The organism is Paraburkholderia sp., from assembly GCF_036488505.1.
GTDB lineage: Bacteria > Pseudomonadota > Gammaproteobacteria > Burkholderiales > Burkholderiaceae > Paraburkholderia.
The window spans coordinates 23,989-40,211 of the sequence record NZ_DASXHN010000360.1; the positions used below are offsets into that span (position 1 = coordinate 23,989).

The window sequence follows — 16,223 nt, forward strand, 5'->3', positions numbered from 1 at the left end:
CCTCCCAGGATCGATACACGAATGCTTGCCAGGTGTGAGCGCGTGAAGAGCCGCCGCTCATCGCGCGCTGGTCCGCGCGGATTCACTCGCTCGTCGAACCGCCCTGCAACGCCGGCCCGCCGTCCTGCGCCTCCGCTCGCGCCGGCCGCTCCACGGCTCTGACCAGACCGCTGCCGCCGCCTCCGCAGAAGAACAAATCGGCACCATTGGATTCGAGCCCGGAGATGCCCATACCGGCTGGCATCTCGACACTTTCGAGCACTTCGCCGGTGCGAGCGTCGATATGCCTCAACTCGCTCGCGTCGTTTTCCCAGGTGCCATGCCATAGCTCGCCGTCGACCCAGGTAATGCCGGTCACGAAGCGATTGGATTCGATCGTGCGCAGAATCGCGCCGCTGGCGGGATCCAGCTGATAGATCTTGCGCTCAGGATACTGGCCGACCCACAGCGACCCTTCGGCCCATGTGAGCCCCGAATCGCCGCCACCGCCGGGCGCGGGGATCGTCGACAGAACCTGGCCGGTCGCCGGATCGATCTTCTGAATGCGTCCGTGCGCAATCTGGAACAGATGCTCGCCGTCGAACGCGGTGCCCGCGTCGGCCGTCACGGCGACCGAGCGCAGCGTCTCGCCGCTCGCCGGATCGACGGCCTGCAGCCGCTCGCCTGTCGCGATCCACAGCTGGCGGCCGTCGTACGTGAGCCCGTGCACTTTGTCGACAGCTGTAAAGGGCCCATATTCGCGGATGATTTTGGCGGCTGATCGGTTCATGCTTGCCATCCTAATCATGAGGGGAACGGGGCGGGGAGTAACAATGCCGTCGCGAATCCGGTGACGGGCGGCGTCATCCAGCGGCGCGCACGCCCCTGGCCGACCGGCTGCACGTTGCCCGCGGCGGCAAGCGCATCGAGCGAGCGCTGCACCGTGCGCTGGCTCGCGCCGAGCACGAGCGCCAGCGCCGAACTCGACCAGGATTCGCCGTCGGCGAGAAACGCGAGCACCGCCGCGTGCTCGCCTTCGACAGGCGGCGCGAGCACGATAACCTCGCGCGCGTGACGCGGCTCCAGCGCGAAGCCGCGCCTGGTCGCGCCAATGCCGGCCAACGTTCCCAGCGCGCTACGCAACCGGCCGATTTCGACTCGCAAGCGCGCGCGGTGCGACTCGTCCGCGTGTTTGGCGCGGAACGCGCGTGCGACGAGGGTGTCGCGCGGCACATCGTCGGGCCACGCTTCGCCGAGCACGCGGGCGAGTGTGAAAAGGACCGGACGGCTCGCGAGCGCCACCGTCGCGTTGCGATCGCGGATCGCGTAGCGGCAGGCGTCCACGATGAGCAGGCTTTGGGCGGGATTCGATCGGCTATTGGAAGTGACGTCCGGAGCCAGCAAGCTCTCGACTTCGTCGAGCAGAATCAGCCTTGGCTCGTGATGCGCGATCACGCGCGCCGCCGGTTGGTCGAGCACGCGTGACGCGCTTTCGATCTCCGCGATCAACGCTGGAATGCCCGCATCGCGTGCCGAACGTTCGCCCCGCGCCAGCGCCGCGCGGGCGGCTTTGCTGCGAAGACGTCGCAGCGCGATGCCCGCGACCACCAGTTCGTGAGCGGCGCGCAACGCGGGCGGAAACAGCGCGGGATCGAGCGCGGCAAGCCGTCGCTCTGCGTCATCGAGACGGCCAACGAACAACAGACGCCGAGCCTGGAGATAAAGCCCATGCGCGGCATTGACGCGGTCGCCGTGCGCGTCGAGCACCGCGATGGCGGCATCGAGCGCTTTGGCCGGCCACCCGAGGTCGCGCGACGCCAGCGCAATCTCGGCTTCGGCAACCACGCACCTGGCGCGCGCGAGCGCTTCCTTCGCGCCGAACGCGCGCCCGGCGCGACGCACCAGCGCCTTCGCGCGCGCGAAGTCGCCGAGCTGCGCCATCGCGATGCCGCGCAATGCCAGCGCAGGCGCGTCGTCGCGCAACGCGACATGATCGAGCGCGCCGAGCGGATCACCCGCCGACAGTGCGCGCGCCGCCGCGGCGATCAGCCCGTCCACGACGCGCGCTTCGTGGCGCCGCACAGCCACGAAGCGCGAGCTGTTGCGTTGCGCGTCATCGAGCGACGCGTCAATCCGTCCACGGAATCCCGCCACACTTGTCACTCCCGCCCGTTCGCTGCCCAGCACTAATCTAGCACGACCATCAACCGTATCCGCCGCCGCATCGGCCTACTTCGCGCGGCGCGGACGACTCACCGGAGGACTCGAAATGACGACGCATACGACCGGAACACGCGACGAGTGGCTCGCCGCGCGACGCGCACTGCTCGACGCCGAGAAGGCATACACGCGACGCGGCGACGAACTCGCACAGCAGCGTCAGGCGTTGCCGTGGGTACGCGTGGACAAGACCTACCGCTTCGATACCGATGAAGGCAGCGCGACGCTCGCCGATCTGTTTCGCGGACGCTCGCAGCTGCTCGTCTATCACTTCATGTTCGGCCCGGACTACAAGGCCGGCTGCCCGCCCTGCTCGGCGCTCGCGGATGGCTTCGACGGTTTCGCCGTGCATCTCGCGCACCACGACGTGATGCTGATGGCGGTGTCGCGCGCGCCGCTCGCAAAGCTGCGCGCGTACAAAGAGCGCATGGGATGGACGTTCCCGTGGGCGTCGTCGTCGGGCGGCGACTTCAACTTCGACTTCAACGTGTCGTTCAGCGAGGACCAACAGCGCAAAGGCGAAATCGAATACAACTACGCGCGCAACGGCCACGCGATGGACGTGACGCCGACGCCCGAGCCCGTCGCGCAGTTCGCGGCTACTTGCGGCACGGATGCGGCCACCTATTCGCGCGATCGCCCCGGCATGAGCGCGTTCGTGCTCGAGGACGGCGTCGTCTATCACACGTATTCGACCTACGCGCGCGGCGTGGATGGGCTGTGGGGCATGTACCAGTGGCTCGATCGCGCGCCGAAGGGGCGCAACGAGACCGGCATCTGGTGGCGCCGTCACGACGAGTACGAACGGCAATGAGCGCCGTCGCACGTGCCGTTCGGGCAGGCGGCCAACCCGCAGCGGGGCGTCGCGCCAGCGGTTGCAGTCGCGCGTTTGCCGGCGTCTGCGCATTGCTGTTCGCCGCGAGCGTCGCAGCGACGCTCGCGCAGAGCCTGTCGATGGCGGCGATGGGCGAGTTGCCGATGCCCGGCGGCTGGTCGATGTCGATGCTCTGGATGCCGGCGTGCGGCCGGACGTGGACGCGCGGTGCGGCATCGTTTGCCGGCATGTGGACCGTGATGATGGCGGCGATGATGCTGCCGTCGCTCGCGCAGATGCTGGCGCGTTATCGCGAAGCGGTCGGATCGCAGGTGCGCGCGACGGAACTCGCGTTGCTGACGTTGCGGGTGGCCGGCGGCTACTGGGCTGTATGGATCGCGTGCGGCGTCGCGGTGTTCGCGTTGGGCGCCGCGCTAGCGACGGCCGAATTGCGATGGCAAACGCTTGCGCGTGCGGTTCCGTTCGCGGCCGGTCTGGCCGTGCTGTTGGCCGGCGTGCTGCAGCTAGGCGCGTGGAAGGCGCGCCACCTAGCTTGCTGCCGGGCAACGCCGCGTATCGGGGCGGACGCTGCCGCCGCGTGGCGGCATGGCGTGCGCATCGGCATTCACTGTGGCTGCTGTTGCGCGGGATTGACGGCGGTGCAGCTCGTCGTCGGCATGATGGACCTGCGCATGATGGCAGTCGTGACCGCGGCGATTATCGCCGAGAGGTTTTCACCGGATGGCGCGCGCATCGCACGGATGGTCGGTGCTATGGCCATCGGCGGCGGATTGTTGCTGATCGCGCACGCCGCCGTGAATGCGTAATCGCACGGGGACGAGCGGTTGCCGGGTCAACGCCACTGCAAGAATCGATACCTGGAGCCGGGCATATCGCAATATTGTTGTGCGGCGAGAAACAGTGAGTTTGCTAATTAGGTATTTACCCTAATCCGCGTGACCCGCACACTGTCTTCACTGCTGCAGGAAAACGAATCCGCAGCCAAACAAAGACAATATCTGGAGGTAGTCATCATGAAATCGCTCGTTCAAGCTGTCGTTATCGCCGCTACCCTTGCCGCTCCGGTTGCCGTTTTCGCCCAGTCGAATCAGCCGCTGACCCGCGCGCAGGTTCGCGCAGAGCTGATCCAGGTCGAGAAGGCCGGCTACAACCCGGCGCGTTCGAACCCGAATGAATATCCGGGCAACATTCAGGCTGCGGAAGCTCGTGTCGCCGCGCAAAACAGCGCGGTTGGCGGCGTGACCAGCGGTTCGTCGCAACAAGGTCACGCAGCTGAGTAAGCTGTTAGCTTGTTGGAAGGTAGCAAGAAGTTGCTGTAGCAGTACCTGCCGGGGCGCTTTGCCGTTAGTGCTCCAGCAGCTTCCCCTACTGGCCCGCCATCGCGGTTGAATGCGATGGCGGGCCAGTTCCGTTTACGGCGTCGTCGGATCAAACCGCGCCCGCGTTGATATACGCGGTCTTCACCGTCGTATAGAACTCGCGTGCGTAGGTGCCCTGCTCACGCGGACCATAGCTCGAACCCTTGCGACCGCCGAACGGCACGTGATAATCGACACCCGCCGTCGCGGTGTTGACCATCACCATGCCGGCTTGCACATGACGGCGGAAATGGCTCGCGTACTTCAGCGACGTCGTGCAGATACCGGCCGACAAACCGAACTCGGTATCGTTGGCTGCCGCGAGCGCCTCGTGGTAGTCCTTGACCTTGATCACCGACGCCACCGGCCCGAACACTTCTTCGCGATTGATGCGCATCGCGCGCGTCGTCTCGGTGACTAGCGCGGGCGCGAGGAAATAACCCTTTGCCGCACCCTCGACGCGCTCGCCGCCGAACACCGTGCCGCCCTCTTCGCGCGCGATCGCGAGATAGCGCTCGTCCTGCTCCAACTGCTTGTCGTCGACGACCGCGCCGATGTGCGTGCCGTCCGCGAGCGGGTCACCGACCTTCAGCGCACGCATGCGCGCCTTCATCCCTTCGATGAAGCGCTCGTAGATCCCTTCGGTCACGATCAGCCGGCTCGACGCGGTACACCGCTGGCCCGTCGAATAGAACGCGCCGTTGATGCATGCTTCGATCGCGACATCGAGGTCGGCGTCGTCGAGAACGACCATCGGGTTTTTGCCGCCCATCTCCAGTTGGAATTTCTTGCCCGACGCGAAGCACTTCGCGCCGATCGCGCGGCCCGTCGCGACCGATCCGGTGAAGCTCACCGCATCGACGTCCGGCGAGGTGACCAGCGCCTCGCCGACCACCGAACCGCGCCCCATCACGAGGTTGATAACGCCCGCCGGCGCGCCGGCCTCGGCGATGATCTTTACCAGCGACCACGTACTCGCCGGCACCAGGTCGGCCGGCTTGATGACGACCGTGTTGCCGTACGCGAGCGCCGGCGCGATCTTCCACGCTGGAATCGCGATCGGGAAATTCCACGGCGTGATCAGGCCGACCACACCGACCGGCTCACGCGTCATTTCGACGGTCATCCCCGGCCGCACCGACGGCAACACTTCGCCGCCCAGACGCAGTGCTTCGCCTGCGAAGAACTTGAAGATCTGCCCGGCGCGGCCGACTTCGCCGATCGCCTCAGGCAGCGTCTTGCCTTCCTCACGCGCGAGCAGCCGGCCAAGCTCGGCCTTGCGCGCGAGGATCGTGGTGGCCGCCTGGTCTAGCACTTCGAAACGCTGTTGCGGGGTCGACACCGACCACTGCGCGAATGCGTTGCGCGCGGCGCTGATCGCACGTTGCGTCTGCTCGGCGTCGGCCTGCGCGAATTCGCCGACCACGTCGTCGAGATTCGAAGGATTGACGTTGCGGGAGACGCTTGCGCCGTCGACCCACTGTCCGTCGATGTAGTTTGCAAACTGGCTCATATCCGTTCTCCTGTCCCATGCAGTTTTATCGCCATCTATAACGAACTGCCCGTGCCACCGTCACGCAGCAACCAGCAGGCCACGGGCGGCCAGATTGCGATACAGCGCGCGCACGCCGAACGTCCACGGCTCGATTTCGGTCGACAGACGCACGGTGTTGATCAACGCGCCGAGCTGCGGCGTCGAAATCGTCACGCGGTCGCCGAGATGGTGCGTGAAGCCGCCGCCAGGCGCGTCGCGATCCTTGATCGGCGAGAACATCGTGCCGAGGAACAGCATGAAACCGTCCGGATACTGGTGGTGCCGCCCGCACGTCTGCGCGACCAGATCGGCGGGGTCGCGGCTGATCTCGCTCATATGGCTCACGCCGTCGAGCACGAAGTCGTCGTCCTCGCCTTCGACGCGCAGCGCCACGCTCGCGCTACGCACCGAGTCGAGCGAGAACGTATCGTCGAATAAGCGCACGAACGGGCCGATCGCGCACGAGCCGTTGTTGTCCTTGCACTTGCCGAGCAGCAGCGCCGAGCGGCCTTCGATATCGCGCAGGTTCACGTCGTTGCCGAGCGTCGCACCGACGACGCCGCCGCGGCTATTCACCGCGAGCACGATTTCCGGCTCCGGGTTGTTCCACACCGACGCGGCGAGCAGACCGACGTCCGCGCCGAAGCCGACCGCCGACATCGGCTGCGACTTCGAAAACACCTCGGCGTCCGGGCCAATGCCGACTTCCATGTATTGCGACCACGCATCGCGCCGTTCCAGTTCCGCCTTCAGCTTCATCGCCGCTTCCGAGCCTGGCTTGATCTTCGACAGATCGGTGCCGATCGTCGATGCGATCGTCTCGCGCACTTCCTTCGCCTTCGCCGGATCGCCGCCCGCCTGTTCCTCGATCACCCGCTCGATCAGGCTCACCGCGAACGTGACGCCGCAGGCCTTGATCGCCTGCACGTCGCACGGCGCAAGCAGACGCACGGCCGGCCCCGCCGCCGCACCCGAGGCGGGCAGATTCGCTTCGATCAGTTGCGCGACCGGTCCGAGCGACGTGCCCGGCGCGCTGCGCGCGAGCTGCGCGGCATCGTCGCGTTCGAACAGATCGGCGGTGGTCGGCACCGTCGCGGTGATGTCGAACACCTCGCCGCCGCGCACGGCGATCACGCACGGTCCCTCGTGCTGCCCGGTCTTGCGCCACACGCGGCCAATCAGCAGCGCGTTGTCGAGGTCGTCCGGAAGGAAGCTGGATGGGGATGTTGCGGACATGGGGATGGCTCTCTCAGCAAGTTAGGGAAACGGGAAAGGCCGGGCTTCGCAGGAATATGAAAAACCCGCGAAACCCGGCCTCGCTCTTTACGTATCAGTGCGAATGCCTCGGATTGCCGCGCTCGGCAATCACCTTCAGATAAAGCGTCGCCGGTTCGAGACAGCCGCCGGTCGAAAGCTGGCCGACCGTCTTGCGATACAGCTCCTGCCACGGTGTTTGCGCAGGCGGAATCTCGAAGTGCACGGTTTCGCGGCGTCGCGCGAGTTCCGCTTCATCGACGAGCACATTGACGCTGCGCGCATTCAGATCGACGCGAATCCGGTCGTTCGTGCGCAGCAGCGCTAGGCCGCCACCCACCGCCGCTTCCGGCGACATGTTCAGAATCGACGGACTGGCGGACGTACCGCTCTGCCGGCCGTCGCCGAGCGTCGGCAACGACGTGATGCCCTGGCGCACGAGTGCCGCGGGCGGCGCCATATTCACGACCTCGGCGCTGCCCGGATAGCCGACCGTGCCGGTGCCGCGAATCACCAGGATGCAACGCTCATCGATCTCGAGCGACGGGTCGTTGATGCGCGCGTGATAGTCCTCGGGACCGTCGAACACGATTGCGCGCGCCTCGAAGGTGTTTTCCGCGCCGGGCTCGCTCAGGTAGGTCTTGCGGAACGCTTCGCCGACCACCGACATCTTCATGATCGCGCTATCGAAGAAATTGCCCGACAGCACCATGAAGCCCGCGCCGTGTTTGAGCGGATCGTCGGTCGTCTTGATCACTTCGCGATCCGGTTTCGGTGCATTGGCCGCGATTTCGCCGATCGTGCTGCCCGACACCGTCTGGCATTGCTCATGCACGAGCCCGCCCTTCGCCAGCTCGCGCATCACAGCTGGCACGCCGCCCGCGCGGTGAAAACTCTCGCCGAGGTATTCGCCCGCCGGCATGCAGTTGACGATCAACGGCACCGGTTCGCCGATGCGCTGCCAGTCATCGAGACTCAACTCGACGCCCATATGCCGCGCAATCGCGATCAGATGCGGCGGGCAGTTGGTCGACGCACCGAGCGCCGACGCGACGACGATCGCGTTTTCGAACGCCTGCTTCGTCATGATCTGCGACGGCCGCACGTCTTCGCGCACCAGATCGACGATGCGCTTGCCGGTCGCGTACGCCATCTGCCCGCGCTCGCGGTACGCGGCCGGAATGCTCGCGCAGCCGGGCAGCGACATGCCGAGCGCTTCGGCGAGGCTGTTCATCGACAGCGCAGTGCCCATCGTGTTGCAGTGGCCGATCGACGGCGACGACGCCGTGGTCAGCTCCATGAAACCTTCATAGTCGATCTCGCCGGCCGCGAGCAGATTGCGCGCATGCCAGATCACGGTGCCCGAGCCGACGCGCTTGCCGTCGTGCCAGCCGTCGAGCATCGGCCCGCCGGACAATACGATCGCCGGCATATCGACGGTCGCCGCGGCCATCAGGCAGGCCGGCGTGGTCTTGTCGCAGCCGGTGGTCAGCACCACGCCGTCGAGCGGAAACCCATGCAGGATTTCGACGAGGCCGAGGTACGCGAGATTGCGATCGAGCGCCGCGGTCGGCCGGCGGCTTTGCTCGGCGAGCGGATGCACCGGAAACTCCATCGGAATACCGCCCGCATCGCGAATGCCCGCCTTCGTGCGCGCCGCAAGCTCGATGTGATGCCGGTTGCACGGCGCGAGATCGCTGCCGGTCTGCGCGATGCCGATGATCGGCCGGCCCGACTGCAGCTCTTCGCGCGTCAGACCGTAATTCATGAAACGCTCGACGTACAGCGCCGTCATATCCGCGTGCGATGGATCGTCGAACCATTCCTGGCTGCGCAGCCGGCGCGGGGTGGATGCTGACATGATGCTTATCTCTCCGACATGGTGAGGGTTTCGTTGGCTGGCGCGGCCTGCTGCTTCGCGCCCGGCTCGCCGTCTCTCGCCGGCGCGCTGTGCGCCAGCATCGCGCGCGGCACCAGCAGGATCAGCCCACAGCTGACCAGCAGACACGCGCCGAGCGCGTAAGTGCCGTTGTTGATATCGCCGGTCAGATTCTTCGCCACCGCGGTGATCATCGAACCGGTAAAGCCCGACAGGTTGCCGATCGCGTTGATCATCGCGATACCGGCCGCGGCCGCCGCACCCGACAGAAGTTGTCCGGGGAACGTCCAGTAGATCGGCATCAGCGCGAGAATGCCGGCGGTCGCGATGGTCAGGAACGTGATCGCCAATACCACATGATGCGCCAATGCCGCGCTCATGATCAGGCCAAATCCGCCAATCAGCGCCGGGATCGCGGCGTGCAGGCGCCGCTCGCCGGTTTTCTTCGAATGCGCGGCGTTCGCCAATGTCGCGATGATCGCGACGCCATAGGGGATCGCGGTCAGCAGGCCAATATGCAGCGGATCCTGCACGCCGGTTGCCTTGATGATCGACGGCAGCCAGAACGCGAGGCCGTAGAAGCCGGTATTGAACGTGAGCAGGATCGCGACCAGCAGCCAAACGCGCGGATCGCGCACGGCCGAGCCGAAGCGCCGGGTCTTGTGGGTGCTTTCGCGCGCCAGATTGGCCGCGAGCAGCGTCTTTTCCTGCGGCGAGAGCCAGCGTGCATACTCGATGCCGTCATCGAGCGAGAAATACACGACGAATGCGGTCAACAGCGACGGCACGCCTTCGATCAGCAGCATCCACTGCCAGCCCTGAAAGCCGAACATGCCGGCTGTATGGTCCATCAGCCAGCCCGACACGATGCCGCCGAGCATCAGGCTGACCGGCATCGCGATCAGGAAGCCCGACATCACGCGGCTCTGCCGTTGTGCCGGGAACCAGTAGTTCAGATACAGGATCACGCCGGGAAAGAAGCCCGCCTCGCAGATACCGAGCAGGAATCGCAGCAGGTAGAACATCGTCGCCGTCTCGACGTGCGCGACGTGCGCAAGCGGCTCGACGAACGCGAGCGCCATCGACACCAGGCCCCACGTGAACATGATCCGCGCGATCCAGAAGCGCGCGCCGTAGCGATGCAGGAACACGTTGCTGGGCACTTCGAAGATGAAATAGCCCCAGAAAAACACGCTCGCGCCGATCGCGTACATCGTGTCGGACAGGCCGAGATCGTCGAGCATCTGCAGCTTCGCGAAACCGACGTTCACGCGGTCCAGATACGCGACCACGTAGCACAGCAGCAGGATCGGCAGCAGCCGGCGCACGACCTTGCGATAGGTCTTTTCTTCGAACTCGTCGGGCCGCGCGGCGGGCGCGGCGATCGCGGACGGTACAGCGGTCATGGGTATCTCCATCAGCGTGTTGTCGTGGGAAATGCCGTTGCGCGCCGGAGCGCCTCCACGCGCGCCGACGAACTCCGCCGATCAAGTTACCGGTAACATTTCTGGCTGTGGATGTTACGCGCGGCTCACTGTCCGAACAACCAAGGGATATCCCTGAGGTGGTTTCGCGTGCCCGAACCCGCTGGCCCGCCGGCTTTATCAGGCGGCGCAGCTTTTTTATGCGCTTTCCCGCGGGACGACCGTGAAGTCGATCTTGACCGGCTTGCGGCGCGGCGTGTGGCCGTTTTCGCGGTCGGCGAGCGCTGCGAGCAGCGTTTCGCCGGCCCGTTGCCCGATGCCGTAGGCATCCACCGACACCGTCGTGATGGTCGGCTGACAGCACCACGACACCTCGAAGTTGCCGAAGCCGGCAATCGCGATGTCGTCCGGCACCGACAGCCCGCGCCGCTGACATTCCATGATCGCGCCGAACGCCGACATGTCGCTCACGCACATCACCGCTTCGGTATCGGGCCAGCTTTCGAGCAATGCGCCGATCGCCGGCGCGCCGTGACTCATCGTGATCGGCGAATCGCCGAGCCGGATTACGCGCGGCTCGCCAAGCCCCAGCGCCTTCATTTCGGCGACGTAGCCGCGCATCCGGTCGTGACCGCGCCGGTCGCGCTCGCTTGCGCCGGCGATAAATCCGATGCGCCGATAACCGCGCTCGTGCAAATGCCGGACCATCGCGCGCGCCGCCGCCGAGTTCGAAAAGCCGACCACCGTATCGATCGGGTCGGTGGGCAGATCCCACATCTCGACGACCGGAATACCGGCGCGCTGCAGCAGCGTGCGCGTCGCCGCGGTGTGCCGGCTGCCCGTCAGCGCGACGCAGCGCGGTTGATGGCGCAGCATCGAGCGCACCAGCGCTTCCTCCTGCTCCAGCCGGTAGTCGGTGTCGCCGAGCAGCAGCTGCAGACCGTGCGGGGTCAGCGCGGCATTCAGGCCGCGCACGGTGTCGGAGAAGTTCGAGCTGGACAGCGACGGCACCAGCACCGCGACGAATTCGGAGCGGCCCGAGGACAGCGCGCCGGCCGCCGCGTCGGCGACATAACCAAGCTCGTCGATCACTTTCTGGACCCGCTCGCGGGTCGCCTGCGACACGTTGCGCCCCGCGAGCACACGCGACACGGTCATCTTCGAAACGCCTGCGCGTTCGGCAACATCGGACATGCGGGGCGGGACGGGCGGCCTGGACGTCATGGTGGGGATCGGTGCAAATGCGCGGAAGTCACGGAACGCACATGATAGCTGGCAGCATCGTGCCGGACGACCATCGCGATGTCCGCCCGGGTTCGCCGCCCGTGCTCGCCGCCTGGTCTGGCCACTGCCCTTGTCGTTAGCGTTTGAAGCCCACCGTGCAGCGCGCCTGCGCCTGCCCCGGCACCGGCGCGCGGAACGTGAACAACCCGCCCGCCTGCGGCTGATGCTGGCGCTCGACCGCCGTCAGTCCCTTCCACGCGGTCGATACGTACACGGTTTGCAGATCGTCGCCGCCGAACGCGAGCTTGGTCACGTTCGCGCACGGCAACGGCACCTGATCGACCAGTTCGCCGGCTGGCGAATATCGCTCGATACGCCAGCCGCCAAACAGCGCGACCCACAGGAAGCCTTCGGCGTCGACCGCCATGCCGTCCGGGTGGCCGTCGCCCGAAATGGCGGCGAAGATGCGCTTGCCCGACAACGTGCCGTCGTCCGCAACATCGAACGCATAGACGACGCGGCGCGTCGTATCGTTGTGGTAAAGCGTGCGGCCGTCCGGGCTCATCGCCGGACCGTTCGTGATCACGTAGTCGTCGTCCTGCGCGATCGCCGCACCGCTTTCGTTCACGCGGTACAGCGTGCCGCTCGGCGCTTGTTCCGCATCATCCATCGAGCCGAACCACAGGCGCCCGCGCGCATCGACGAAACCGTCGTTGAGCCGGTTGCCCGGCAGATGCCGTTCGACGTCCACCAGCTTGCTGAATTGCCCGGTCGTCGCATCGAAGCGATACAGGCCGCCGGGCAGCCCGCAGACGAAAGCAGCGTCGCCAAGCGGTGCGATAAAGCCCGGCTGATCCGGCGCCTGCCACGTCTGTTGTTCGCCAGTGGCCACGCTCAACCGATGAATCCGCCGTCCCTTGACATCGACGAAATACACCGCGTTTTCCGCGGCCTGCCACAGCGGCCCTTCGCCAAGTTCGGCGCCCACCGGCCATACGCACATCGTAACCGGCAAGCTCATTCTCCGTACCACCCGGCGTCGACGAAGTAATCGCGACCGGAGCAGCGCGACGCGTCGTCCGAGGCGAGGAACAGCGCCATGCGCGCGACGTGCTCGGGCTCGATACGCAGTGGCAGACACTGACTCGCGACGACCTTCGCCTCGCTCTCGGCCGATTGCCATAGCTGCATCTGCCGGGGTGTCTTCACCGCACCGGGGATGATGCAGTTCACGCGAATCCCCGCGCTGCCCAGGTCGCGCGCAAGACCGCGCGTGAGACCTTCGATGCCCGCCTTCGCGGTCATATAGATCGCGAGATTCGGCAACGCCAGATGCCACGACACCGAGCCGAGATTGAGGATCACGCCGCGCCCTGCTTCGCGCATCCCGTTCGCGGCGGCCTGCGCGCAGAAGAACTGGTGCCGCAGATTCACGGCCATGCGTTCGTCCCAGTAGCTGGCCGTGAGTTCGCCGATTTCATGCCGGTCGTCGTTGCCGGCGTTGTTCACGAGCACGTCGATCGGGCCGGCCGCGTCGACGATCGTCGCGAAGGTGCTTTCGATCGCTTCGACGTTGCGCAGATCGCAGCGGCGGAACAACGGCGGATGCTTCGCATCGCGCAGCGTTTGCTGCAACGCGAGCGAATCTTGCTCGGACACATCGAGGAAAAACACCCGCGCGCCCTGCTGCGCGAACGCTTCGACCATCGCGGCGCCGATCCCGCTGCCACCGCCGGTGACGACGACCGTTTTGTCCGACAGGCTTGGATAGATTGCGTACGACATCAGATGTTCACTTTTTACGAGTAGGACCACACATAGGGCGGCGAGCGTCGCGCAGCTGTTCGCGCGCGTGTCGCTCGGCCCTTCCTGAGCTGCCTGCCGCCTACGACAGGATTTCGACGTCGCTGAGCATACGCCAGTCTCGTTCGAGCGTTCGGGTCGCGTTGCCCGCCACCGTGACCGTACCGCCCAGATGGATATCGCGGCTCGAACTGCCGACCAGCAGATCGAAATCACCGGGCTCGACGATGCGCTCACCCCGTTCGTCGGTGAAGTTGAGCATGTCGACCGGCAACTTCACGCGCACTCGCGCCGACGCGCCGGCGCCCAGCGGTACGCGCGCGAACGCTTTCAGTTCGCGCACGGGCCGAGCCACCGATGCATGGCGGTCGCGCACATATACCTGCACGACTTCGGTGCCGTCGCGCGCGCCGGTGTTATCGACCGTGAAGCTCAACTCGATCGTGCCGTCTTCGAGCGGCACTTCGGGTTGCGCGAGCGCGAGATCGCCGTAACGGAACTGCGTGTAGCCGAGGCCGAAGCCGAACGGATAGCGGCTCCCGAAGTGGCACGCAACCGGCGTTCCCGAGCTCTTCAGCCGATGGTTGTACACGTACGGCACGGCGCCGGCGCTCTTCGGCACCGACAGCGGCAGACGGCCGCTGAAGTTGGCGCGGCCCACCAGCAGATCGGCCAGCGCATCGGCGCCGCGCTCGCCCGGCGCGAACGCCATGATCTGCGCGGCGATGCGGTCTTCGAGGCCGCCGAGATTGTACGGTCGGCCGCCGGTCATCACCACGACGGTCGGCGTGCCGCTGCCGACCACCGCGTTGAGCAACATCTGCTGCACGCCCGGCAGATCGAGGCTGTCGGTATCCGACCCTTCGCCCACGGTGCCGGACTGGAACAGCCCCGCCAGATCGCCAACGAACACGATCGCCACGCCCGCCTGCCGCGCGGCGTCGACCGCCGCCGCGATGCTGCCGATGTCACTGCTGATCAGCTGGTCGTCACGCGTCGCTTCGCCGTTCAGATCGAGCGATACGTCGCCCGGGAACACCGGCGCGCCCGCGCGGCGCTCCTTGATGATGTCGCAGCCTGGCGCATGGATCACCCGCTCGTTGCCGAGCCGCGCGCGCAACGCCTGCAGCGGTGTCGCGATCGATGCAGTCGATTGTTCGCCGCTGTTGATCAGATGCACCGGAAAGCTATAGCCGGCGAGCAGCGCGAGCGGATCGTCGGCGGTCGGGCCGATTACTGCGATTGTTTCCGCGCCATTCGCATTCAACGGCAGCACGCCACCTTCCGCACCTTCATTCCGCAGCAGCACCGCCGATTCGAGCGCGACCTGATACGCGGTGTCGCCCGCCGCCGCGCTTTTCACGTCGACGCGTTCGGGATCGACATACGGCCTCTCGAACAGGCCCAGTCGGAACTTCATACGCAGCACGCGCGAGACGGCGGCGTCGATCGTCTGTTCGGTGATCTCGTTACGCGCGAGCGCTTCTTTTAGATGCACCGCGCACTCATGTCCCGGTAACTCAACGTCGAGACCGGAATTGAACGCGAGCGCCGCCGCCGATGCGCTGTCGCGCGCCACCGCGTGATGACTGAACAGCAGATCCACGCCCGCATAGTCGGCGACGACGAGACCGTCGAAGCCCCACTTCTCGCGCAGCGTCTCATGCAACAGCTTGCGGTCGCCATGACAGGGCACACCGTCGACATCGTGATAAGCCGGCATCACCGAGCCTGCGTTCGCGAGCTTGACCGCCATCTCGAACGGCAGCATGAACACATCGTTGAGTTCACGCGGGCCCACATGCACGGGCGCATGATTGCGGCCGCCTTCGCTCGCCGAGTGACCGACGAAATGCTTCAGCGTCGCGAGCAGATCGCGTTGTTCGCCTTGCAGACCCTTCACGTAATGACATGCGAGCACACCGACCAGATACGGGTCTTCGCCGAGTGTTTCCTCGGTGCGGCCCCAGCGGGGATCGCGCGACACGTCGAGCACCGGCGCGAGTCCTTGGTGACAGCCGATCGAACGCGCCTGCTCGCCGATGATCCTGCCCACCTCGCCGACCACGCCGGGGTTCCAGGTCGCCGCGTAGTTGAGCGGCGACGGAAAGAGCGTCGCGTCCTTGATCATCAGCCCGACCAGACATTCCTCGTGGGACATCACCGGGATACCCAGGCGCGTGTCTTCAACCATCTTGCGCTGCAGTTCGTTGAGCGCGCGCACGCCTTCCTTCGGATCGACCGTATGGGTGCCGAGCGGACGCGTGATCTGGCCGAGGCCATGCTGCAGGATCTCGTCGACCGTGTTCTCGTTCGCGCTCTGTGCGAAATCGATGCTGCGCGTCTTGTGCTTGCCGTCGGTCGACAGTTTCAGCCAGGCGGCGTGAAGCTGCGCAATTTTTTCGTCCAGCGTCATGCGCGCGAGCAGGTCGGCAACGCGCTCGTCCACCGGCGCCGCGGCATTGCGGTAAAGCGGAACTTCACTTTGGCGAAGCAACATGGAGAACTCCTTTTTGATTATCCGTGGTGTGCGAACCGCGCAACGCGCCGACAAATCGTTTTCTCACAAGCGTGCGGCGGGGTGCCGTTTTATCGAATGCAATCCCCGCTCCTTCCCGATGCCTCTTCGAAATGCGCAATTCGTTCGGGCGATCGAACGCCGACGCAACGCGTAATGCGTCACGTCCTGGCTGGGTGATGTCTTGATTCGTTG

At 65.9% G+C, this 16,223-nt stretch carries 13 protein-coding genes; 3 read left to right on the forward strand and 10 right to left on the reverse strand.

Annotated features, from left to right (window positions below; all coding sequences use genetic code 11):
• Positions 1–82: 82 nt before the first annotated feature.
• Together VGH68_RS21390 and VGH68_RS21395 are read right to left on the reverse strand one after the other, a co-directional pair.
• On the reverse strand, positions 83–769 hold the full coding sequence (locus tag VGH68_RS21390; RefSeq protein WP_331605703.1) for a glutaminyl-peptide cyclotransferase: 687 nt from the start codon (positions 767–769) through the stop codon (positions 83–85).
• 14 nt (positions 770–783) lie between these two features.
• Positions 784–2,037, reverse strand: coding sequence for a helix-turn-helix domain-containing protein (locus VGH68_RS21395; RefSeq protein ID WP_331605728.1), 1,254 nt, complete (start codon positions 2,035–2,037; stop codon positions 784–786).
• Positions 2,038–2,248: 211 nt separating this feature from the next.
• Here VGH68_RS21395 and VGH68_RS21400 point away from each other — a divergent pair, with 211 nt between their 5' ends.
• From VGH68_RS21400 to VGH68_RS21410, 3 genes are all read left to right on the forward strand, one after another.
• A complete protein-coding gene (locus tag VGH68_RS21400; RefSeq protein WP_331605704.1) occupies positions 2,249–3,013 on the forward strand; it encodes a DUF899 domain-containing protein in 765 nt (254 codons plus the stop codon).
• Entirely contained in the window at positions 3,010–3,840 is an 831-nt protein-coding gene (locus tag VGH68_RS21405) for a DUF2182 domain-containing protein (RefSeq protein ID WP_331605705.1), read from the forward strand. Before VGH68_RS21400 ends, VGH68_RS21405 begins: the two co-directional genes overlap by 4 nt.
• Positions 3,841–4,047: 207 nt before the next feature.
• On the forward strand, positions 4,048–4,314 hold the full coding sequence (locus VGH68_RS21410; RefSeq protein WP_331605729.1) for a DUF4148 domain-containing protein: 267 nt from the start codon (positions 4,048–4,050) through the stop codon (positions 4,312–4,314).
• Between the two features lie 148 nt (positions 4,315–4,462).
• On the opposite strand, the gene VGH68_RS21415 is transcribed toward VGH68_RS21410, so the two are convergent.
• From VGH68_RS21415 to VGH68_RS21450, 8 genes are all read right to left on the reverse strand, one after another.
• The gene (locus tag VGH68_RS21415; protein WP_331605706.1) at positions 4,463–5,905 is read right to left on the reverse strand and encodes an aldehyde dehydrogenase family protein; all 1,443 of its coding nucleotides are present in this window, start codon (positions 5,903–5,905) and stop codon (positions 4,463–4,465) included.
• A gap of 60 nt (positions 5,906–5,965) precedes the next feature.
• Entirely contained in the window at positions 5,966–7,162 is a 1,197-nt protein-coding gene (locus tag VGH68_RS21420) for a fumarylacetoacetate hydrolase family protein (protein ID WP_331605707.1), read from the reverse strand.
• Positions 7,163–7,256: 94 nt separating this feature from the next.
• The gene (locus VGH68_RS21425) at positions 7,257–9,041 is read right to left on the reverse strand and encodes an IlvD/Edd family dehydratase (RefSeq protein WP_331605708.1); all 1,785 of its coding nucleotides are present in this window, start codon (positions 9,039–9,041) and stop codon (positions 7,257–7,259) included.
• 5 nt (positions 9,042–9,046) lie between these two features.
• On the reverse strand, positions 9,047–10,465 hold the full coding sequence (locus VGH68_RS21430) for an MFS transporter (RefSeq protein WP_331605709.1): 1,419 nt from the start codon (positions 10,463–10,465) through the stop codon (positions 9,047–9,049).
• A 216-nt stretch (positions 10,466–10,681) separates the two neighbouring features.
• Complete coding sequence (locus VGH68_RS21435; RefSeq protein ID WP_331605710.1) at positions 10,682–11,677, reverse strand: LacI family DNA-binding transcriptional regulator; 996 nt, start codon at positions 11,675–11,677, stop codon at positions 10,682–10,684.
• A 166-nt stretch (positions 11,678–11,843) separates the two neighbouring features.
• The gene (locus VGH68_RS21440) at positions 11,844–12,728 is read right to left on the reverse strand and encodes an SMP-30/gluconolactonase/LRE family protein (RefSeq protein WP_331605711.1); all 885 of its coding nucleotides are present in this window, start codon (positions 12,726–12,728) and stop codon (positions 11,844–11,846) included.
• On the reverse strand, positions 12,725–13,492 hold the full coding sequence (locus VGH68_RS21445) for an SDR family oxidoreductase (protein ID WP_331605712.1): 768 nt from the start codon (positions 13,490–13,492) through the stop codon (positions 12,725–12,727). The genes VGH68_RS21440 and VGH68_RS21445 overlap by 4 nt, the downstream gene beginning before the upstream one ends.
• A gap of 100 nt (positions 13,493–13,592) precedes the next feature.
• Positions 13,593–16,010, reverse strand: coding sequence for a glycoside hydrolase family 3 N-terminal domain-containing protein (locus tag VGH68_RS21450; protein WP_331605713.1), 2,418 nt, complete (start codon positions 16,008–16,010; stop codon positions 13,593–13,595).
• Positions 16,011–16,223: the final 213 nt, after the last annotated feature.

What these genes read in the sequence shown, in the direction of transcription:
- VGH68_RS21390 (WP_331605703.1), bottom strand. Translation starts at nt 769, where the DNA reads ATGAACCGATCAGCCGCCAAAATCATCCGCGAATATGGGCCCTTTACA.
- VGH68_RS21400 (WP_331605704.1), top strand. Translation starts at nt 2,249, where the DNA reads ATGACGACGCATACGACCGGAACACGCGACGAGTGGCTCGCCGCGCGA.
- VGH68_RS21405 (WP_331605705.1), top strand. Translation starts at nt 3,010, where the DNA reads ATGAGCGCCGTCGCACGTGCCGTTCGGGCAGGCGGCCAACCCGCAGCG.
- VGH68_RS21410 (WP_331605729.1), top strand. Translation starts at nt 4,048, where the DNA reads ATGAAATCGCTCGTTCAAGCTGTCGTTATCGCCGCTACCCTTGCCGCT.
- VGH68_RS21415 (WP_331605706.1), bottom strand. Translation starts at nt 5,905, where the DNA reads ATGAGCCAGTTTGCAAACTACATCGACGGACAGTGGGTCGACGGCGCA.
- VGH68_RS21420 (WP_331605707.1), bottom strand. Translation starts at nt 7,162, where the DNA reads ATGTCCGCAACATCCCCATCCAGCTTCCTTCCGGACGACCTCGACAAC.
- VGH68_RS21425 (WP_331605708.1), bottom strand. Translation starts at nt 9,041, where the DNA reads ATGTCAGCATCCACCCCGCGCCGGCTGCGCAGCCAGGAATGGTTCGAC.
- VGH68_RS21430 (WP_331605709.1), bottom strand. Translation starts at nt 10,465, where the DNA reads ATGACCGCTGTACCGTCCGCGATCGCCGCGCCCGCCGCGCGGCCCGAC.
- VGH68_RS21435 (WP_331605710.1), bottom strand. Translation starts at nt 11,677, where the DNA reads ATGTCCGATGTTGCCGAACGCGCAGGCGTTTCGAAGATGACCGTGTCG.
- VGH68_RS21440 (WP_331605711.1), bottom strand. Translation starts at nt 12,728, where the DNA reads ATGAGCTTGCCGGTTACGATGTGCGTATGGCCGGTGGGCGCCGAACTT.
- VGH68_RS21445 (WP_331605712.1), bottom strand. Translation starts at nt 13,492, where the DNA reads ATGTCGTACGCAATCTATCCAAGCCTGTCGGACAAAACGGTCGTCGTC.
- VGH68_RS21450 (WP_331605713.1), bottom strand. Translation starts at nt 16,010, where the DNA reads ATGTTGCTTCGCCAAAGTGAAGTTCCGCTTTACCGCAATGCCGCGGCG.